Raw genomic sequence first — 18,306 nt, 5'->3', positions numbered from 1 at the left:
CCCCGGCGGCTCGGACCGCTTTAACGCAGACTTCTAGGGTTTTTCATGACGCGCTACATATTCGTCACGGGCGGTGTTGTTTCTTCATTGGGGAAAGGCATTGCCTCCGCTTCATTGGCGGCCATCCTGGAGGCGCGGGGACTTAAGGTCACCATGCTCAAGCTGGACCCGTACATCAACGTTGACCCGGGCACCATGAGCCCGTTCCAGCACGGTGAAGTGTTCGTCACACACGACGGCGCCGAGACCGACCTGGACCTGGGCCACTACGAGCGGTTCATCCGCACGACCATGACCCAGAACAACAACTTCACCACCGGCCGTGTCTACGAGCACGTGCTGCGCAAGGAGCGCCGTGGTGACTACCTGGGTGCAACCATCCAGGTGATCCCGCACATCACCGACGAAATCAAGCGCCGCATCATCAAGGGTGCGGGCGATGCCGACGTGGCGATGGTCGAGATCGGTGGCACCGTGGGTGACATCGAATCCCAACCGTTCCTCGAAGCCATCCGCCAGCTGCGTTTCGAAGTCGGCGCCAAGCGCGCGATGCTGATGCACCTGACACTGGTGCCGTACATCGCCACCGCCGGCGAAACCAAAACCAAGCCTACCCAGCACTCGGTCAAGGAACTGCGTTCCATCGGCCTGCAGCCGGACGTGCTGGTGTGCCGCTCCGATCACCCGATCGACATTTCCTCGCGTCGCAAGATCGCGCAGTTCACCAACGTTGAAGAACGTGCGGTGATTGCCCTCGAAGACGCCGACACCATCTACAAGATCCCGGGCATCCTGCACTCCCAGGGCCTGGACGATTTTGTGGTCGAGCGTTTCGGCCTGCAGTGCAACGGCGCGGACCTGTCCGAGTGGGAAGCGGTGGTTGACGCCAAGCTCAACCCAGAGCACGAAGTCACCATCGCCATGGTCGGCAAGTACATGGAACTGTTGGATGCGTACAAGTCGCTGATCGAAGCGATGAGCCACGCCGGTATTAGCAACCGTACCAAGGTCAACCTGCGCTACATCGATTCCGAAGACATCGAGAACCAGGGCACTGCGCTGCTCGAAGGTGTTGACGCGATCCTCGTGCCGGGCGGTTTCGGCCTGCGTGGCGTGGAAGGCAAGATCACTGCTGTTCAGTACGCTCGCGAAAACAAAGTGCCGTACCTGGGGATCTGCCTGGGCATGCAAGTGGCCGTTATCGAGTTCGCCCGTAACGTGCTGGGCTGGAAAGACGCCAACTCCACCGAGTTCGATCACACCAGCGGCCACCCGGTCGTGGGCCTGATCACCGAGTGGGAAGATGCCACCGGCGCCGTTGAAACCCGTACCGAAAGCTCCGACCTGGGCGGCACCATGCGCCTTGGCGCGCAAGACTGCCTGCTGGAGCCGGGCTCGCTGGTTCACGATTGCTACGGCAAGGACGTGATCGTCGAGCGTCACCGTCACCGCTACGAAGTGAACAACAACCTGCTGCCGCAGATCAAAGAAGCCGGCCTGAAAATTTCCGGTCGCTCCGGTGATGGCAAGCTGGTTGAAGTGGTCGAGGCGCCGGATCATCCGTGGTTCGTGGCCTGCCAGTTCCACCCTGAGTTCACCTCGACGCCGCGCGACGGTCACCCGTTGTTCAGCGGTTTCGTTAAAGCTGCACTGACGCAACATCAGAAGAAGGCGTAAACCTGATGGCCCAGAAGATCATTCGCGTAGGCGACATCGAGATTGCCAACGACAAGCCCATGGTGCTGTTCGGCGGCATGAACGTGCTGGAAAGCCGTGACATGGCGATGCAGGTCTGTGAAGAGTACGTCAAGGTTACCGAGAAGCTCGGTATCCCTTATGTGTTCAAGGCCAGCTTCGACAAGGCCAACCGTTCGTCCGTGACTTCCTATCGCGGCCCGGGCCTTGAAGAAGGCATGCGGATCTTCCAGGACATCAAGCAAGCCTTCGGCGTGCCGATCATCACCGACGTCCACGAGCCTGAGCAGGCTGCTGTGGTCGCCGAGGTGTGCGACATCATCCAGTTGCCGGCCTTCCTGTCGCGCCAGACCGATCTGGTCGTCGCGATGGCCAAGACCGGTGCTGTGATCAATATCAAGAAAGCCCAGTTCCTCGCGCCCCAGGAAATGAAACACATCCTGAACAAATGCGTGGAAGCGGGTAACGACCAGCTGATTCTCTGCGAGCGTGGTTCGAGCTTCGGCTACAACAACCTCGTGGTGGACATGCTCGGTTTCGGCATCATGAAACAGTTCGAATACCCGGTGTTCTTCGACGTGACCCACGCGCTGCAAATGCCCGGTGGTCGCGCCGATTCCGCCGGTGGGCGGCGTGCCCAGGTGCTGGACCTGGCCAAGGCCGGCATCAGCCAGTCCCTGGCTGGCCTGTTCCTGGAAGCTCACCCGGACCCGGACAATGCCAAATGCGACGGCCCATGCGCCCTGCGCCTGGACAAGCTGGAGCCGTTCCTGGCGCAGCTCAAGCAGTTGGACGAACTGGTCAAGAGTTTTCCGACGGTAGAGACCGCGTAAGCGCCATTTCTCCGGTAGACTTTCCCTCGCTTTACGCTCAGGCCTGCGGGCCTGAGCCTTGTCGCCTGCAAGCCTGCCTCGTTGTTCCACCCTTGCGGTCGGTCAAAAGATTTCCTTCAGCTGCGTCGTTTTCGTCAACTTTGGAGTGTTTACAACAATGGCAAAAATCGTCGACATCAAAGGTCGTGAAGTTCTCGACTCCCGTGGCAACCCCACCGTCGAAGCCGACGTGCTTCTCGATAACGGCATCATCGGCAGCGCCTGCGCGCCGTCCGGTGCTTCTACCGGTTCGCGCGAAGCGCTGGAACTGCGTGATGGCGACAAGAGCCGTTACCTGGGCAAAGGTGTATTGAAAGCGGTCGCCAACATCAATGGCCCGATCCGTGACCTGTTGCTGGGCAAGGACCCGCTGGACCAGAAAGCCCTGGACCACGCGATGATCAAGCTCGACGGCACCGAAAACAAAGGCAGCCTGGGCGCCAACGCCATCCTCGCCGTGTCCCTGGCTGCTGCCAAGGCCGCCGCCCAGGACCAGGACCTGCCGCTGTACGCACACATCGCCAACCTGAACGGCACGCCGGGTGTTTACTCCATGCCGGTGCCGATGATGAACATCATCAACGGTGGCGAGCACGCTGATAACAACGTCGACATCCAGGAATTCATGGTTCAGCCGGTTGGCGCCAAGACCTTCTCCGAAGGCCTGCGCATGGGCACCGAGATTTTCCATCACCTCAAAGCTGTGCTGAAGGCCCGTGGCCTGAGCACTGCCGTGGGTGACGAAGGTGGTTTCGCACCGAACCTGGCGTCCAACGAAGATGCACTCAAAGTGATCTCCGAAGCCGTGGCCAACGCTGGCTACAAGCTGGGCACCGACGTGACCCTGGCCCTGGACTGCGCCGCGAGCGAGTTCTACGAAGACGGCAAGTACAACCTGTCCGGTGAAGGCCACGTGTTCACCTCCGAAGGTTTTGCCGACTACCTCAAAGGCCTGACCGAGCGCTACCCGATCATCTCGATCGAAGACGGCCTGGACGAGTCTGACTGGGCGGGCTGGAAAGTCCTCACCGACAAGATTGGCGAGAAAATCCAACTGGTGGGCGACGACCTGTTCGTGACCAACACCAAGATCCTGAAAGAAGGCATCGACAAAAAGATCGCCAACTCGATCCTGATCAAGTTCAACCAGATCGGCACCCTGACCGAAACCCTGGAAGCCATCCAGATGGCCAAGGCTGCGGGCTACACCGCCGTGATCTCGCACCGCTCCGGCGAAACCGAAGACTCGACCATTGCCGACCTGGCCGTGGGCACGTCGGCGGGCCAGATCAAGACCGGTTCCCTGTGCCGTTCCGACCGCGTTTCCAAGTACAACCAATTGCTGCGTATCGAAGAGCAACTGGCGGGTAAAGCCAAGTACAACGGTCGCAGCGAGTTTCGCGGCTGATCGCTCCTTGATGGTAAAGCGTGGTAAAAAGTCAGCGGATTACGTCGGAAAAATCACGACAGCGTGAATTTCGCCGCTAATCTGATGGCTATCAAGCACAAGCCTGGTTCATCCAGGCTTCGTGCTATCAGTTGCTTCAAAAGTTTTGCATGGCTGTCTTTTTTTACTGGATACCCGGATTTCGATGCGCAGTCCCAATTGGTTGTTCCTCGTCTTGCTCTTATTGCTGGCTGGCCTGCAGTACCGCCTATGGGTCGGTAATGGCAGCTTTGCGCAGGTGAAAGAACTGACCCAGCAAATTGCCGATCAGCACGCCGAAAACGAAATCCTGCTGGAGCGCAACCGCGTGCTTGATGCCGAGGTGCTTGAGCTGAAAAAAGGCACCGAGACCGTTGAAGAGCGGGCGCGTCATGAGTTGGGCATGGTCAAGGAGGGTGAAACCCTCTACCAGTTGGCCCAATGAGTAACAGTTTACCGGCCTTCTGGGCCGTGATTCCTGCCGCGGGCGTTGGTGCCCGTATGGCCGCGGACCGTCCCAAGCAATATCTGCAACTGGGCGGGCGCACTATTCTCGAACACAGCCTTGGCTGTTTCCTCGACCATCCAACGCTCAAAGGCTTGGTGGTCAGTCTGGCGGTTGACGATCCTTACTGGCCCACGCTGGCATGTGCTACTGACCCGCGTATTCAACGTGCGGACGGTGGTTCGGAGCGCTCGGGCTCGGTACTCAATGCGCTGCTGCACCTCAATGCCCTGGGCGCCGATGATAACGATTGGGTGCTGGTGCACGATGCTGCGCGGCCTAACCTGAGCCGTGATGACCTCGACAAGCTTTTGGCGGAACTCGCGGATGATCCGGTCGGCGGCTTGCTCGCCGTACCGGCGCGCGACACCCTCAAGCGCGTCGACAAGCACGGCCGCGTGGTCGAAACCGTCGACCGCAGCCTGATCTGGCAAGCCTACACACCGCAGATGTTCCGCCTCGGCGCCTTGCACCGTGCCTTGGCCGACAGCCTGGTCGCTGATGCAGTGATCACCGACGAAGCCTCGGCCATGGAATGGTCTGGCCAGGCACCACGCCTGATCGAAGGGCGCGCGGACAACATCAAGGTCACGCGTCCCGAAGACCTGGAGTGGCTCAGGTTGCGGTGGGCAAACCGCAGATAGTCAGTGACACCGCGTCGACTTCATTGCAGGCAAGCCAGCTCCCACAGTTGAAATGCAATTCCCTGTGGGAGTCGGGCTTGCCCGCGATGAAGCCCGAACAGTCACCCCAAATTACGCGCTGTACTCCGGCCGCTCAGCCAACCCCTCCTTCAAAAAATCCACCAGCTTCCTGACTTTCGGCGACAAATGCCGTTGCTGTGGGTACAGCGCCCACACCGCTGTGTTCGGCGGTTGATGGGCTTCGAGCAACGGCACCAGGGCGCCACTGTGCAGATGCTCCAGCACGTAATAGTCCGGCAGCTGGCACAACCCGACGCCTTGCAATGCAGCGTCCAGCACCGCTTGCCCACTGTTGCAGCGCCAGTTGCCCTGCACGCGTTGTGAGAATTCGCGCCCGTCCTGGGCGAGTTGCCAGATATCCGAGCTGCCGATCAGGCAGTTATGCCGACTCAATTCCGACAAACTATGTGGCCGACCATACCGCGCCAGGTAGGAAGGTGACGCACACAAATACATGCGCCGTGGCGCCAAGCGACTGGCAACCATGCGCGAGTCTTGCAGGCGGCCGAGGCGGATCGCAAGGTCGAGGCCTTCATGCACCAGGTCCAGCTGGCGATTGGTCAGCTCGATATCGACGCGCAGTTGCGGGTAGAGCCCCATGAACCGCGTGACCAGCGGCACAATAAACCGCTCGCCGTACGCCACCGCGCAGGTCATGCGCAACATGCCCTTGGGTTCACTGGTGAGGTCGCCCACGGCGCGCAAGGCTTCTTCGCGACCATCCTGTAAACGCTGGCAGTGCTGCAGGAAGGTCTGGCCGGCCTCGGTCAAGGTCACTTTGCGGGTGCTGCGATACAGCAATCGCGTTTGCAGCCGCTCCTCCAAGCGTGCGACCTGGCGGCTGATGTGCGACGACGACACGCCCAGGCGTTCGGCAGCCGCCGTAAATTGGCTGCATTCGGCCACCGCGACAAACTCATCAATGCCTTCCCAGCGGTTCTCCAGCATATTTATTATCCCTGTACAGCAATAAAGTTTTGCTTTGGGCCGGATTATTAATCACTGAGCCATGTTTTACACTCACCGCCTCAGTTTTTAATTCCATGGAGAAACCCGGATGATCAAGTCCCGCGCCGCCGTAGCCTTCGAAGCGAAAAAGCCCCTTGAGATCGTTGAAGTGGATGTCGCCATGCCCAAGGCCGGCGAAGTGCTGTTGCGCGTGGTCGCGTCCGGCGTGTGCCATACCGACGCCTACACCTTGTCGGGCGCTGACCCGGAAGGCATCTTCCCGTCAATCCTTGGTCATGAAGGCGGTGCAGTCGTTGAGGCGATTGGCGAGGGTGTCACGTCGGTGGCCATCGGCGACCACGTGATCCCGCTGTACACCCCGGAATGCGGCAAGTGCAAATTCTGCCTGTCGGGCAAGACCAACCTGTGCCAGGCCATCCGTTCCACCCAGGGCAAAGGCTTGATGCCCGACGGCACCACGCGTTTCTCCTACAAGGGCCAGCCGATTTTCCACTACATGGGCACCTCGACCTTCTCCGAATACACCGTGCTGCCGGAAATTTCGGTGGCCAAGATTCCTAAAGAAGCGCCGCTGGAAAAAGTCTGCCTGCTGGGTTGTGGTGTCACCACGGGCATTGGTGCGGTGATCAACACTGCCAAGGTCAAGCCGGGCGACACCGTGGCCATCTTTGGCCTCGGCGGCATTGGCCTGTCGGCCGTCATCGGTGCGGTCAAGGCCAAGGCCGGGCGCATCATTGCCATCGACATCAACCCGGCCAAGTTCGAAATCGCCAAGCAACTGGGCGCCACTGACTGCATCAACCCGAAAGACTACGACCGCCCAATCCAGGACGTGATCGTCGACTTGACCGACGGCGGCGTGGACTTCTCCTTCGAGTGCATCGGCAATGTGCAATTGATGCGCGCCGCGCTCGAGTGCTGCCACAAGGGTTGGGGCGAGTCGGTGATCATCGGTGTTGCCGGTGCGGGCCAGGAAATCGCTACTCGCCCCTTCCAGCTGGTCACCGGGCGTGTCTGGCGTGGTTCGGCGTTCGGTGGCGTGCGTGGCCGCACCGAATTGCCAAGCTACGTGGAAATGGCCCAGACCGGCGAGATCCCGCTGGACACGTTCATCACCCACACCATGGGCCTGGAAGACATCAACAAAGCGTTTGACCTGATGCATGAAGGCAAGAGCATTCGTACCGTCATCCACTTCTGAGGTCGGCCATGAGTCTGGAAAACCTGTCCTGCCAGAAGAGCTTCGGCGGCTGGCATAAACGCTACAAGCATCATTCCGATGTGCTCGATTGCGACATGACCTTCGCCGTCTACCTGCCGCCGCAAGCGGAGCAGGGCGGCAAGCTGCCGGTGGTGTACTGGCTGTCCGGGCTGACCTGCACCGATGAAAACTTCATGCAGAAGGCCGGCGCGCAGCGCGTGGCCGCCGAGCTGGGGTTGATTATCGTCGCGCCGGACACCAGCCCGCGTGGGCCAGGTGTGCCCGGCGACCCGGACAACGCTTGGGATTTCGGCCTGGGTGCCGGCTTCTACTTGAACGCCACGCAGGAGCCCTGGGCCAAGCACTATCGGATGCACGACTACGTGGTGCAGGAATTGCCTGCGTTGGTTGAGGCGCATTTCCCGGCATCGGATAAACGCGGCATCAGCGGTCACTCCATGGGCGGCCACGGTGCGTTGGTGTGTGCCTTGCGCAACCCGGGGCGTTACCAGTCGGTGTCGGCCTTTTCGCCGATCAACAACCCGATGGATTGCCCGTGGGGCCAGAAAGCCTTCTCCCGCTACTTGGGCGAAGAGCGCTCGAAGTGGCGCGAATGGGATGCCTGCGTGCTGATCAGCGAAGCCTCGCAAAAGCTGCCACTGCTGGTGGATCAAGGCGACCGCGACGATTTTCTCGCCGTGCAGCTCAAGCCCGAAGCCCTGCAGCAAGCAGCCAAGGCCGCCAACCATCCGCTGGAACTGCGCCTGCAACCTGGCTACGACCACAGCTACTTCTTTATTGCCAGCTTCATCGAAGATCATTTGCGACATCATGGTCGTGCTTTGCTCGGTTAATGTGAGGCAAAAGTAGGTAGAATCACGCCCTGAATTAAATCGGGGCGTTTTTTTATGCGTATTGGCCACGGCTATGATGTGCACCGTTTCGCCGAAGGCGATTTCATCACCTTGGGCGGCGTGCGCATTGCACACCACCATGGGTTGCTGGCTCATTCCGACGGCGACGTTGTGTTGCATGCCTTGAGCGATGCGTTGCTCGGCGCGGCGGCGTTGGGCGATATCGGCAAACACTTTCCGGACACCGACCCTACGTTCAAGGGTGCGGACAGCCGTGTGTTGCTGCGCCATGTGGTTGGCCTGATCCACGCCAAAGGCTGGAAGGTCGGTAACGTCGACAACACCATCGTGGCCCAGGCGCCGAAAATGGCCCCGCACATCGAATCGATGCGCGCACTGATTGCCGCGGATCTGCAAATTGAACTGGATCAAGTCAACGTGAAAGCCACCACCACCGAAAAGCTCGGGTTTACCGGCCGGGAAGAGGGCATCGCGGTGCACTCCGTTGCCTTGTTGCTGCGCGCATGAATGACCTGCAACTGTTGGGCCCACGGGCCTATGGCGAGGCCTTGGGCAGCGCGGTCCTGAAAGCGACGGCTGAAGATTTCCAGGTCGACGAAGTGCTGGATATCCCGCTGACCGGCGACGGCGAGCACCTGTGGTTGTGGGTAGAGAAACGTGGCCTGAATACCGAAGAAGCCGCGCGGCGTATCGCCAAGGCCGCCGGCGTGCCGTTGCGCACCGTCAGTTATGCCGGGCTCAAGGACCGCCAGGCGTTGACCCGCCAGTGGTTCAGCATACAACTGCCGGGCAAGGCCGACCCGGACATGAGCGGTGCGGAAAACGACACCCTCAAGATCCTCAAAATGGCCCGTCACAAGCGTAAGCTGCAGCGCGGCGCGCACTCAGCCAACGGTTTTACCTTGCGCCTGACCCAATTGGCCGGCGACACCGCTGCCATCGACGCGCGGTTGCAACTGATTGCCCAGCATGGCATCCCCAATTACTTCGGCGCGCAGCGTTTCGGCCATAACGGTGGCAACGTGGTGGACGCGCGTGAATGGGCGGCGCGCAAGGCCTTGCCGGAGCAGCGCAATGTGCGTTCGCGACTGCTGTCCACCGCGCGTAGCTTTTTGTTCAACAAAGTCTTGGCGGCGCGTGTGGCAGACGGTTCCTGGCAGCGCGCCCAGGTCGGCGACCTGTTGGCGTTCACCGACAGCCGCAGTTTCTTCCCCGCGGGGGAGGCTGAATGCAGCGACCCGCGCCTGGCCATACTGGACCTGCACCCAACCGGGCCGCAGTGGGGCGAGGGCGATTCGCCCGCCACCGGTGCAACCCACGCGCTGGAACAAGCCGTCGCCGCCAGCGAAGCCGACCTGCGCGATTGGCTGGTGAATGCCGGCATGAGCCAGGAACGGCGCATTCTGCGACTGCCCATTGGCGGGTTGACGTGGCATTATCCCTCGCTGGACATTCTGCAATTGGAATTCGTCCTGCCGGCCGGATGCTTCGCCACTGTGTTGGTGCGCGAGCTTGTTGATCTGGTGCCGGTGGGGCAGACGGACAACCCATGCGTATTCTGATATCAAACGATGACGGTGCCACCGCACCTGGCCTTGCCGCGCTTTATGCTGCGCTGGAAGATTATGCCGAGTGCGTGGTGGTTGCCCCGGACCAGGACAAGAGCGGCGCCAGCAGTTCGCTGACGCTCGACCGTCCGTTGCACCCGCAGGTTCTGGCCAATGGCTTTATCAGCGTGAACGGCACCCCCACCGATTGCGTGCACCTGGCGATCAACAGCTTGTTGGACCAGGAGCCGGACCTGGTGGTGTCGGGCATCAACCTGGGCGCCAACCTGGGCGATGACGTGTTGTATTCCGGCACCGTGGCGGCGGCCCTTGAAGGCCGTTTTCTGGGGCGTACCTCGTTTGCTTTTTCGTTTGCCTCGCGGCAACTGGATAACCTGGCGACGGCGGCGTATTTCGCGCGCAAGCTGGTAGAGGCCCATGGTTCCCTGGACTTGCCGCCGCGTACCGTGCTCAACGTGAACATTCCCAACTTGCCGCTGGACCATATTCGCGGCATCCAGCTGACACGCCTGGGCCATCGTGCCCGTGCGGCGGCGCCATTAAAGGTGGTCGACCCGCGTGGCAAGGAAGGTTATTGGATTGCGGCGGCGGGCGACGCCGAAGATGGCGGCCCTGGCACTGATTTTCATGCGGTGATGCAAGGTTATGTTTCGATTACCCCGTTGCAGCTTGATCGCACCTTCAGTGATGCCTTCAGTAGTCTCGATGGCTGGCTCGAGGGGCTGCGTTGATGGCGCGTGAACAAGACGACCTGCTGCGCCGTGGCATCGGGATGACCTCCCAGCGTACCCGCGAGCGATTGATTCAGCGTCTGTACGAAGAAGGCCTGTCCAACGCTCAGGTGCTGGAAGTCATCCGGCGCACACCACGCCACCTGTTCGTCGATGAAGCGCTGGCGCACCGCGCCTATGAAGACACCGCATTGCCCATCGGCCATAACCAGACCATCTCGCAGCCTTATATGGTCGCGCGCATGAGTGAGCTGCTGCTGGCGGCGGGGCCTTTGGACAAGGTGCTGGAGATCGGCACCGGGTCGGGTTATCAGACCGCCGTGCTGTCGCAACTGGTGGAGCGGGTGTTCTCGGTAGAGCGCATCAAGGTTCTGCAAGACCGTGCCAAAGAGCGCCTGGTGGAATTGAACCTGCGCAACGTGGTGTTCCGTTGGGGCGATGGCTGGGAAGGCTGGCCAGCGCTGGCGCCGTATAACGGGATCATCGTCACGGCCGTTGCGACCGACGTACCACAAGCGTTGCTCGATCAACTGGCGCCTGGCGGGCGTCTGGTTATCCCGGTGGGCTCCGGCGAAGTGCAACAATTGATGCTCATTATCCGTGAGGACGAAGGCTTTTCGCGGCATGTGCTGGGCGCCGTACGCTTCGTACCCTTGCTTAATGGCCCGCTGGCCTGATCATTTGTTCGCAAACAGTGAATTCTGTTGGTGGGGATGTGTCTTACAGCGGGGCTTATTGATTCAACATGAATAGAAGCCGGCCTTAAACATGATGAATTTTTCGTTTCAGTCGTGTGCCGGTAAAAGTCCAATGCCCAGTTATACTTGCGTCATATTTCAGGCCTGATACAGGCGTTCATGTTCAGCCACCACAAAGGGAGCGGCGGGTGAGTCTCACAGGTCTTGCGCAGCGTATGAGTAAAACAAGCTTTCAGCGACTGGTGCTTGGCCTTGTCTTGAGTTCCTTATTGGCGGGTTGCTCCAGCTCTCCCTCCAGTGGCGCGCGGGTTGTCGACCGAAGTAAGGCCAGCGCCGTGCCGCAAAAACCGACGGTCACCACCGGCCAATATGTAGTGCGAAAGGGGGACACGATGTTCTCGATCGCCTTCCGCTACGGCTGGGATTACAAGGCGCTCGCAGCGCGCAACAACATTCCTGTGCCATACACGATACATCCGGGGCAAACCATTCGTTTCGATGGGCGCACCGGTTCTACGCCTACGGCAGTTGTGACAAATTCCGGATCTTCGCCTTCCTCCTCGAGCAGAACCACGATCATCACTCGGCCTGCAGGCAGCGCCACGCCTACGGTTGCGAGCAAGCCGGCACCCGCGCCGCTGCCGCCTGCAGGGCCTGCGCCGACCGGTTGGGGATGGCCTTCAAACGGAGTATTAATTGGAAAATTCTCTTCAAACGGTAGTTTGAATAAAGGCATTGATATCGCCGGGGATTTGGGACAGCCTGTTTTAGCTGCGTCTGATGGGACAGTGGTGTACGCCGGGAGTGGTTTACGGGGCTACGGCGAGCTGGTCATCATCAAACACAGCGATACCTACGTCAGTGCCTACGGTCATAACCGCAGGTTGTTGGTTCGGGAGGGGCAGCAGGTCAAAGTCGGACAGACAATTGCCGAAATGGGGTCAACGGGTACGGACCGGGTGAAACTGCACTTTGAGATTCGCCGTCAAGGGAAGCCTGTAGATCCGCTGCAATTCCTACCCCGTCGTTGATGTGTTGCACAGCCTGTTCCCTCACGTAGAAGGAACAGGCTCCAGCGTTGCCAAGGATAAAGGCGTCGCTTGAGCTTGAGGTCGAACTCACCAAAGGACTATAACAATGGCTCTCAGTAAAGAAGCGCCGGAGTTTGACATCGACGATGAGGTTCTCCTTGAAATGGAGATTCTCACCGAAAAGGAATCGATGTCGAATGATGAGGGGTCTGTTGCACCTTCAGTTCGTACCAAATCCAAGAACTCCACCGCGTTAAAGCAACACAAGTACATTGACTACACGCGGGCGCTCGACGCCACGCAGCTGTACCTCAATGAAATCGGCTTTTCCCCTCTGCTCACTCCCGAAGAAGAAGTCCATTTTGCGCGTTTGTCGCAAAAGGGCGATCCGGCTGGGCGCAAGCGCATGATTGAAAGCAACCTGCGACTGGTGGTGAAAATCGCCCGACGCTACGTCAATCGTGGCCTGTCGCTGTTGGACCTGATCGAGGAGGGCAACCTGGGCTTGATCCGGGCGGTGGAGAAGTTCGACCCTGAGCGCGGCTTTCGCTTCTCAACCTATGCCACCTGGTGGATTCGCCAGACCATCGAACGGGCGATCATGAATCAGACCCGCACGATCCGGTTGCCGATCCATGTGGTCAAGGAGCTCAACGTCTACCTGCGGGCGGCGCGTGAGCTAACCCAAAAACTCGATCATGAACCCTCGCCTGAAGAAATTGCCAACCTGCTGGAGAAACCGGTAGGGGAGGTAAAACGCATGCTCGGCCTGAACGAGCGCGTGTCTTCGGTCGATGTCTCGCTGGGTCCGGATTCGGATAAAACCCTGCTGGACACCCTGACGGATGATCGTCCGACGGATCCTTGTGAGCTGTTGCAGGACGATGATCTTTCCCAAAGCATTGACCAGTGGCTGTCTGAGCTTACGGACAAGCAGCGTGAAGTGGTGATTCGCCGCTTCGGCCTGCGTGGCCATGAGAGCAGCACGCTGGAGGATGTAGGCCTGGAGATCGGCCTGACCCGTGAACGGGTGCGGCAGATCCAGGTAGAGGGCCTCAAGCGCTTGCGTGAGATCCTTGAGAAGAATGGCTTGTCGAGCGAGTCGTTGTTCCAGTAACGGCTTATACGCAGCTATGAAAACGCCCGGTGCATGGGAGTGCACCGGGCGTTTTGCTGTGCACTGATCGTTCCCACGCTCTGCGTGGGAGTGCAGCCAAGGACGCTCTGCGTCCCCCGGCGTGACGCAGAGCGTCACACGAGGCATTCCCACGCAGAGCGTGGGAACGATCAGGCATAAAAAAACCCCGCTTTTAAGGGCGGGGTTTTTTCGACTAAGTCAGTACAAGTTAGATAACTTGAACTTCTTCAGCTTGCATGCCTTTCTGACCGCGGGTAGCGATGAAAGAAACCTGTTGGCCTTCTTTCAGGCTTTTGAAGCCGTCGGATTGGATAGCTTTGAAGTGAACGAACAGGTCGTCACCGGATTGTGGAGTGATGAAGCCGAAGCCTTTTTCATCGTTGAACCACTTAACGGTACCAGTTTGGCGATTAGACATGGTGTATCTCCTTGGACAAAGTTAACTGCGACTCAGGAAAAGCCCTGGCCGAGACTGAGTGCAAAGAGCAGGAAAAATTCTTGGAGATGGTTGGATCGAAATTCAACATATCGTGTAGAGATTCTCAGTGACACAAGCAGCACAGTGGCGCCACCTTAACCCTTTTTGCGGAACGTGCCAATGGTATTTCCGAAGGTTTCTCTATTTTCGTGACTGGCGGTGGTATTTACAGTCACTGCCGGCTGCACTATGAGTCCCGGCCCCGCTGGCTGCGGCTTATAGCAGCCAGTGCATTCGTCAAGAAAAGCCCCGCGCCCTTTGAACCCCACGGCCGGCCCCGGTAAGATGCCCAACAGAATTTTTCCACCTCGCTATTCAGGACACCCGCCATGAGCATCAAATCGGACAAGTGGATTCGCCGCATGGCGCAAGAACACGGCATGATCGAACCGTTCGTTGAACGCCAGATTCGTGGCGAAGGCGATGAGCGTGTGATTTCGTACGGTGTGTCCAGCTACGGCTACGACGTGCGTTGCGCCGATGAGTTCAAGGTGTTCACCAATATCAATTCGGCGATTGTCGACCCGAAAAACTTCGACGAAAAGAGCTTCGTCGACGTCAAGAGCGACGTGTGCATCATCCCGCCAAACTCTTTCGCCCTGGCGCGAACCGTGGAATTTTTCCGCATTCCCCGCGACGTACTGACCATTTGCCTGGGTAAAAGCACCTACGCGCGTTGCGGCATTATCGTCAACGTGACGCCGCTTGAGCCGGAATGGGAAGGCCACGTGACCCTGGAGTTCTCCAACACCACCACATTGCCGGCGAAGATCTACGCCAACGAAGGCGTGGCACAGATGCTGTTCCTGCAGTCCGACGAGGCCTGTGAAGTGTCCTACAAAGACCGCGCGGGCAAGTATCAGGGCCAGCGCGGCGTCACACTCCCACGCGCTTGATCGAAAGGTCTTACACGTAAAGGGAATTAGTCTGCGGGAAGTGACTCTATTGGGTGTACTGCCTCGGTGCGTGCAAAACGCGCCGAGCCACGCTTGAGGAGTACTTTATGAAGATCGACCCGCGAATCAGCGCCGAACTCGCCCGGCTTGAACCCAACCAGATTGGTGTTTTGGCCTGGTCCCTGATGGCCGACCCTGCGTATGCAGGCGGCATCCCTGGCCAACCTGACGAAGATTACCCCCAGCCCACCGAGCCCGGTGTGCCAACAATTCCCGATGAGCCGCCACCCGCACCCGTCGCTTGACGGTTGCGTGTCAGCACGTCTGGCCGGACCTTTACTGGACTGGCCAGACGTCCTCATCGCCGATCACGTAGATCCGCTGATCATCCTTCTGCTCCACCGCATAGCCACCGGTAAAGGCGCCAAATGCGGGTAGCAGGCTGACCCGCAGCCCAAGCTGAAAACAGGGCAGGCGCAAACTCTGCCGGCCCTTGCCGCGTAACCGATACACCGGATGCACATGCCCCGCCAGCACATGGTGGCTGGCGTGTGCGTCCGGCTCGTGTTGCAGCGCAAACGGGCCCATCAGCAAGGGTTCGGTGACAACCTCAATCCCCAGGTCGGCAGGCGGGTCGCCCGCGCGCTTATCATGGTTGCCGCGAATCAACGTCAGGGCCAACTCGTGATTGCGCTCACGCCAGGCTCTCAAGGCGCTCAGGGTGCCGCTGGCGTGCGAGCCGGGGCCATGCAGGAAGTCGCCGAGAAAGATCACCTGGGCGCACGGCAGAGCCGATAACAAGCGGTCCAGACGCTGCAGGTTTTCACTGGTGGTGCCCTGTGGAACCGGTTGTCCCAGGCTGCGATAGGCCGAGGCCTTGCCAAAATGTGCATCGGCAATCAAAAGGCACCGGCGCGCGGGCCAGTACACGGCCTTTTCCGCCAGCAGCCATAGTTCTTCTCCCTCAAGTGTCACCGAACACACCATCAACGTTTCCCGTTATCCGCGATTTTTTCCAGGTCCTTGACCATCCGCGCAATGCGCTCCGAGAGCTTCTCCGAACTCATGCTCTCGCGCATCCGCTCAACCAGCAGCGGGAAGGCCAGTGGCGTCGGTCGCTCAATCACATGCAAGTCCAGTTTCAGCGCCGACAGGTGGAGCAATGTCGCTTCCAACCGACGAATATCCAACTCGTCACGCAGGACTTCTTCCCCGGCCTGTGTCAGCAAAAGGTTCTCTGGGTCGTATTGCTTGAACACTTCAAAAAACAAACCGCTGGAAGCCTGCACCTGGCGTGTGCTTTTGGGGGCGCCGGGATAACCGGCAAACACCAGCCCGGCGATGCGTGCGATTTCGCGAAAGCGGCGCAAGGCCAGTTCACCTGCATTCAGGCTCTGCGCCACGTCCAACAGCAAGTTGGCCGGACTCAACAGCGCTTCGTTGAGCAACAGAGGCCACTCCACCGGCGTGGCACTCAACAGCTCCAGGCCGTAATCATTCACTGCAATCGAAAAGGTCACAGGTTGCATTTGGCTGACGCGCCACGCCAGCAAACTCGCCAGCCCCAGATGCACCTGGCGCCCGGTAAACGGGTAAAGAAACAGGTGCCATCCTTCCCGCGACTTCAGCGCTTCGGCCAGCAAATGCGTGCGCGTCGGCAGGCCTGACCAGCGCAACTGGGTTTGCAGCAAAGGTTGCACTGCGCGCATTTCCGGGCCATCGAAGTGGCCGTGTGCCGCCGCATCAAAACGCTCGACCACCGCCTGTGCCAGCTCATTGGAAAGCGGCATGCGCCCGCCATTCCAGCGCGGCACGGCGGCTTTTTTCGCGGTGCTGCGGCGCACATAGGCGGTCATGTTCTCTACCCGCACCAATTCCAGTAAACGCCCGGCAAACAGGAAACCATCGCCAGGTTTGAGCCGCGCAATAAAACCTTCTTCGACACTGCCCAGGTTCTTGCCACCGCCGCCCTTGCTCCAGAATTTCAGCTGGATACTCGCATCGCTGACGATGGTGCCGACGCTCATGCGATGGCGCCGCGCCAGGCGCGCATCCGGCACGCGCCAGACGCCTTGCTCATCGGGCTCCACACGACGGTAGTCGGGGTAGGCGGTCAGCGACAGCCCGCCATGGCGCACAAACCCCAGCGCCCAGGCCCAATCAGCGTCCGTGAGGTCGCGATAAGCCCAGGCACCGCGTACTTCGGCGAGCAGCGCGTCGGGCGTAAACCCGCCGCCAAGGGCCATGCTCACCAGATGTTGTACGAGCACATCCAGCGGTTTGTAAGGCGATTCGCGAGCTTCAATGCGCCGCTGCGCAATCGCATCCTGGGCGGCGGCGGCCTCCACCAGCTCCAGGCTATGGGTCGGCACCAGCGTTACCCGCGACGGCCGCCCCGGCGCATGGCCCGAGCGCCCGGCGCGCTGCATCAGGCGCGCCACGCCTTTGGCCGAGCCGATTTGCAGCACGCGCTCCACCGGCAGGAAGTCCACGCCCAAATCCAGGCTGGAGGTGCACACCACGGCCTTGAGCTGGCCGTCTTTCAAGGCGCGCTCCACCCAGTCGCGGGTTTCGCGGGACAGCGAGCCGTGATGCAAGGCGATCACGCCCGCCCAATCCGGGCGCGCCTCCAGCAACGCCTGATACCAGATTTCCGACTGCGCGCGCGTATTGGTAAACACCAGGCAACTGCTGCTGGAGTGCACTTCGGCGACGACCTGCGGCAACATCTTCAAACCGATATGCCCGGCCCAGGGAAAACGCTCGGTGGTAGGCGGCAACAAGGTATCGACCTGTAACGCTTTGGCCGTTTGCCCCTGCACATTGATCCCGCCGCCTTGTGGGACCAACACTTCCAGCGCGTGAGCCTGATTACCCAGCGTCGCCGAAATCCCCCACACCATCAGTTCCGGGTGCCAGCGCCGCAAGCGCGCCAACGCCAGTTGCAGCTGCACGCCACGCTTATTGCCGATCAGTTCGTGCCACTCATCCACGATCACCATGCGCACGTGCGCCAGGCTTGTCTCGCTGTCAGCCCGCGCCAGCATCAATGTCAGGCTTTCCGGCGTAGTGACCAGCGCCGTCGGCTGGCGACGGCTCTGGCGCGCGCGTTCACTGCTGCTGGTGTCGCCGGTGCGCAGGCCGACGCTCCAGGGAACCTGCAACGCCGCAAGCGGCGCTTCTAGGGCGCGTGCAGTGTCGGCCGCAAGTGCGCGCATGGGCGTGATCCACAGCACAGTCAGCGGTTCAGCAGGTGGCTTGCGTTTACCCGTGGCGGGCGGGCGAGTGATGGCGAAACGATTGAGGGCGGCAAACCACAGCGCATAGGTTTTACCCGCGCCCGTGCTGGCATGCAGTAAGCCCGAGTGGCCTTGCTTGACCGCCGCCCACACCGCTTTCTGAAAGGCGAACGGCTTCCAGCCCTTGGCGGCAAACCAGTGTTTTGCGAAATCGTGGGGTTTTGCCATACGGCGGCTGACGCTCTGGAGGCTCTCTTTCAAAGACCCTCCAGGCGTCGCA

The 18,306-nt window shown here is 60.0% G+C and carries 19 protein-coding genes; 15 read left to right on the top strand and 4 right to left on the bottom strand.

Going from position 1 to position 18,306, the window contains the following annotated elements:
* Positions 1 to 45: 45 nt before the first annotated feature.
* The 5 genes from HX783_RS05720 to ispD all read left to right on the top strand — a co-directional run bounded on the left by HX783_RS05720 (position 46) and on the right by ispD (position 5,142).
* Positions 46 to 1,677 carry a CTP synthase gene (locus tag HX783_RS05720; protein ID WP_106577157.1) on the top strand — a complete coding sequence of 544 codons (1,632 nt, stop codon included), beginning with the start codon at positions 46 to 48 and terminating at the stop codon, positions 1,675 to 1,677.
* A gap of 5 nt (positions 1,678 to 1,682) precedes the next feature.
* On the top strand, positions 1,683 to 2,528 hold the full coding sequence (kdsA, locus tag HX783_RS05715) for a 3-deoxy-8-phosphooctulonate synthase (RefSeq protein WP_010212442.1): 846 nt from the start codon (positions 1,683 to 1,685) through the stop codon (positions 2,526 to 2,528).
* A gap of 157 nt (positions 2,529 to 2,685) precedes the next feature.
* Positions 2,686 to 3,975: a phosphopyruvate hydratase gene (eno, locus tag HX783_RS05710; RefSeq protein ID WP_106577156.1), complete on the top strand. Its 1,290-nt coding sequence runs from the start codon at positions 2,686 to 2,688 to the stop codon at positions 3,973 to 3,975.
* A 184-nt stretch (positions 3,976 to 4,159) separates the two neighbouring features.
* Complete coding sequence (gene ftsB / locus HX783_RS05705; RefSeq protein ID WP_058412406.1) at positions 4,160 to 4,438, top strand: cell division protein FtsB; 279 nt, start codon at positions 4,160 to 4,162, stop codon at positions 4,436 to 4,438.
* Positions 4,435 to 5,142, top strand: coding sequence for a 2-C-methyl-D-erythritol 4-phosphate cytidylyltransferase (gene ispD, locus HX783_RS05700; RefSeq protein WP_177016253.1), 708 nt, complete (start codon positions 4,435 to 4,437; stop codon positions 5,140 to 5,142). The genes ftsB and ispD overlap by 4 nt, the downstream gene beginning before the upstream one ends.
* A 111-nt stretch (positions 5,143 to 5,253) precedes the next feature.
* On the opposite strand, the gene HX783_RS05695 is transcribed toward ispD, so the two are convergent.
* Complete coding sequence (locus tag HX783_RS05695) at positions 5,254 to 6,150, bottom strand: LysR substrate-binding domain-containing protein (protein WP_177016252.1); 897 nt, start codon at positions 6,148 to 6,150, stop codon at positions 5,254 to 5,256.
* 109 nt (positions 6,151 to 6,259) lie between these two features.
* Here HX783_RS05695 and HX783_RS05690 point away from each other — a divergent pair, with 109 nt between their 5' ends.
* The 8 genes from HX783_RS05690 to rpoS all read left to right on the top strand — a co-directional run bounded on the left by HX783_RS05690 (position 6,260) and on the right by rpoS (position 13,392).
* On the top strand, positions 6,260 to 7,372 hold the full coding sequence (locus HX783_RS05690; protein ID WP_177016251.1) for an S-(hydroxymethyl)glutathione dehydrogenase/class III alcohol dehydrogenase: 1,113 nt from the start codon (positions 6,260 to 6,262) through the stop codon (positions 7,370 to 7,372).
* A gap of 8 nt (positions 7,373 to 7,380) precedes the next feature.
* Positions 7,381 to 8,226 (top strand): S-formylglutathione hydrolase, encoded by an 846-nt coding sequence (gene fghA, locus HX783_RS05685; protein ID WP_159954672.1) that lies wholly within the window; start codon positions 7,381 to 7,383, stop codon positions 8,224 to 8,226.
* A 54-nt stretch (positions 8,227 to 8,280) separates the two neighbouring features.
* Entirely contained in the window at positions 8,281 to 8,754 is a 474-nt protein-coding gene (gene ispF, locus HX783_RS05680; protein WP_012722614.1) for a 2-C-methyl-D-erythritol 2,4-cyclodiphosphate synthase, read from the top strand.
* The gene (truD, locus tag HX783_RS05675) at positions 8,751 to 9,809 is read left to right on the top strand and encodes a tRNA pseudouridine(13) synthase TruD (RefSeq protein ID WP_159954673.1); all 1,059 of its coding nucleotides are present in this window, start codon (positions 8,751 to 8,753) and stop codon (positions 9,807 to 9,809) included. Before ispF ends, truD begins: the two co-directional genes overlap by 4 nt.
* Positions 9,797 to 10,546, top strand: a complete 750-nt coding sequence (gene surE, locus HX783_RS05670) for a 5'/3'-nucleotidase SurE (RefSeq protein WP_159954674.1) — start codon at positions 9,797 to 9,799, stop codon at positions 10,544 to 10,546. Before truD ends, surE begins: the two co-directional genes overlap by 13 nt.
* 41 nt (positions 10,547 to 10,587) lie before the next feature.
* Positions 10,588 to 11,223: a protein-L-isoaspartate(D-aspartate) O-methyltransferase gene (locus HX783_RS05665; RefSeq protein WP_169850588.1), complete on the top strand. Its 636-nt coding sequence runs from the start codon at positions 10,588 to 10,590 to the stop codon at positions 11,221 to 11,223.
* A 209-nt stretch (positions 11,224 to 11,432) separates the two neighbouring features.
* Entirely contained in the window at positions 11,433 to 12,275 is an 843-nt protein-coding gene (locus HX783_RS05660; RefSeq protein WP_177016250.1) for a peptidoglycan DD-metalloendopeptidase family protein, read from the top strand.
* Between the two features lie 106 nt (positions 12,276 to 12,381).
* Positions 12,382 to 13,392: an RNA polymerase sigma factor RpoS gene (gene rpoS, locus HX783_RS05655; RefSeq protein ID WP_159954676.1), complete on the top strand. Its 1,011-nt coding sequence runs from the start codon at positions 12,382 to 12,384 to the stop codon at positions 13,390 to 13,392.
* A 229-nt stretch (positions 13,393 to 13,621) separates the two neighbouring features.
* Here rpoS and HX783_RS05650 read toward each other — a convergent pair whose 3' ends face one another.
* Positions 13,622 to 13,831, bottom strand: coding sequence for a cold-shock protein (locus HX783_RS05650; RefSeq protein ID WP_002554837.1), 210 nt, complete (start codon positions 13,829 to 13,831; stop codon positions 13,622 to 13,624).
* A 389-nt stretch (positions 13,832 to 14,220) separates the two neighbouring features.
* Here HX783_RS05650 and dcd point away from each other — a divergent pair, with 389 nt between their 5' ends.
* On the top strand, positions 14,221 to 14,787 hold the full coding sequence (gene dcd, locus HX783_RS05645; protein WP_003189215.1) for a dCTP deaminase: 567 nt from the start codon (positions 14,221 to 14,223) through the stop codon (positions 14,785 to 14,787).
* A gap of 107 nt (positions 14,788 to 14,894) precedes the next feature.
* Positions 14,895 to 15,092 carry a hypothetical protein gene (locus tag HX783_RS05640; protein WP_083359791.1) on the top strand — a complete coding sequence of 66 codons (198 nt, stop codon included), beginning with the start codon at positions 14,895 to 14,897 and terminating at the stop codon, positions 15,090 to 15,092.
* A 31-nt stretch (positions 15,093 to 15,123) separates the two neighbouring features.
* Here the strand turns inward: HX783_RS05640 and pdeM are convergent, their stop codons facing one another.
* Positions 15,124 to 15,774 carry a ligase-associated DNA damage response endonuclease PdeM gene (gene pdeM / locus HX783_RS05635; RefSeq protein ID WP_177016249.1) on the bottom strand — a complete coding sequence of 217 codons (651 nt, stop codon included), beginning with the start codon at positions 15,772 to 15,774 and terminating at the stop codon, positions 15,124 to 15,126.
* The gene (locus tag HX783_RS05630) at positions 15,774 to 18,254 is read right to left on the bottom strand and encodes a ligase-associated DNA damage response DEXH box helicase (RefSeq protein ID WP_177016646.1); all 2,481 of its coding nucleotides are present in this window, start codon (positions 18,252 to 18,254) and stop codon (positions 15,774 to 15,776) included. Before HX783_RS05630 ends, pdeM begins: the two co-directional genes overlap by 1 nt.
* Positions 18,255 to 18,306: the final 52 nt, after the last annotated feature.

This window comes from Pseudomonas sp. D2002, assembly GCF_013385735.1.
Classification (GTDB): Bacteria; Pseudomonadota; Gammaproteobacteria; order Pseudomonadales; family Pseudomonadaceae; genus Aquipseudomonas.
The sequence above is the reverse complement of the archived record's forward strand: the minus strand, read 5'-3'. Positions and strand labels throughout refer to the sequence as shown.

What these genes read in the sequence shown, in the direction of transcription:
- HX783_RS05720 (WP_106577157.1), top strand. Translation starts at nt 46, where the DNA reads ATGACGCGCTACATATTCGTCACGGGCGGTGTTGTTTCTTCATTGGGG.
- kdsA (WP_010212442.1), top strand. Translation starts at nt 1,683, where the DNA reads ATGGCCCAGAAGATCATTCGCGTAGGCGACATCGAGATTGCCAACGAC.
- eno (WP_106577156.1), top strand. Translation starts at nt 2,686, where the DNA reads ATGGCAAAAATCGTCGACATCAAAGGTCGTGAAGTTCTCGACTCCCGT.
- ftsB (WP_058412406.1), top strand. Translation starts at nt 4,160, where the DNA reads ATGCGCAGTCCCAATTGGTTGTTCCTCGTCTTGCTCTTATTGCTGGCT.
- ispD (WP_177016253.1), top strand. Translation starts at nt 4,435, where the DNA reads ATGAGTAACAGTTTACCGGCCTTCTGGGCCGTGATTCCTGCCGCGGGC.
- HX783_RS05695 (WP_177016252.1), bottom strand. Translation starts at nt 6,150, where the DNA reads ATGCTGGAGAACCGCTGGGAAGGCATTGATGAGTTTGTCGCGGTGGCC.
- HX783_RS05690 (WP_177016251.1), top strand. Translation starts at nt 6,260, where the DNA reads ATGATCAAGTCCCGCGCCGCCGTAGCCTTCGAAGCGAAAAAGCCCCTT.
- fghA (WP_159954672.1), top strand. Translation starts at nt 7,381, where the DNA reads ATGAGTCTGGAAAACCTGTCCTGCCAGAAGAGCTTCGGCGGCTGGCAT.
- ispF (WP_012722614.1), top strand. Translation starts at nt 8,281, where the DNA reads ATGCGTATTGGCCACGGCTATGATGTGCACCGTTTCGCCGAAGGCGAT.
- truD (WP_159954673.1), top strand. Translation starts at nt 8,751, where the DNA reads ATGAATGACCTGCAACTGTTGGGCCCACGGGCCTATGGCGAGGCCTTG.
- surE (WP_159954674.1), top strand. Translation starts at nt 9,797, where the DNA reads ATGCGTATTCTGATATCAAACGATGACGGTGCCACCGCACCTGGCCTT.
- HX783_RS05665 (WP_169850588.1), top strand. Translation starts at nt 10,588, where the DNA reads ATGACCTCCCAGCGTACCCGCGAGCGATTGATTCAGCGTCTGTACGAA.
- rpoS (WP_159954676.1), top strand. Translation starts at nt 12,382, where the DNA reads ATGGCTCTCAGTAAAGAAGCGCCGGAGTTTGACATCGACGATGAGGTT.
- HX783_RS05650 (WP_002554837.1), bottom strand. Translation starts at nt 13,831, where the DNA reads ATGTCTAATCGCCAAACTGGTACCGTTAAGTGGTTCAACGATGAAAAA.
- dcd (WP_003189215.1), top strand. Translation starts at nt 14,221, where the DNA reads ATGAGCATCAAATCGGACAAGTGGATTCGCCGCATGGCGCAAGAACAC.
- HX783_RS05640 (WP_083359791.1), top strand. Translation starts at nt 14,895, where the DNA reads ATGAAGATCGACCCGCGAATCAGCGCCGAACTCGCCCGGCTTGAACCC.
- pdeM (WP_177016249.1), bottom strand. Translation starts at nt 15,774, where the DNA reads ATGGTGTGTTCGGTGACACTTGAGGGAGAAGAACTATGGCTGCTGGCG.
- HX783_RS05630 (WP_177016646.1), bottom strand. Translation starts at nt 18,254, where the DNA reads ATGGCAAAACCCCACGATTTCGCAAAACACTGGTTTGCCGCCAAGGGC.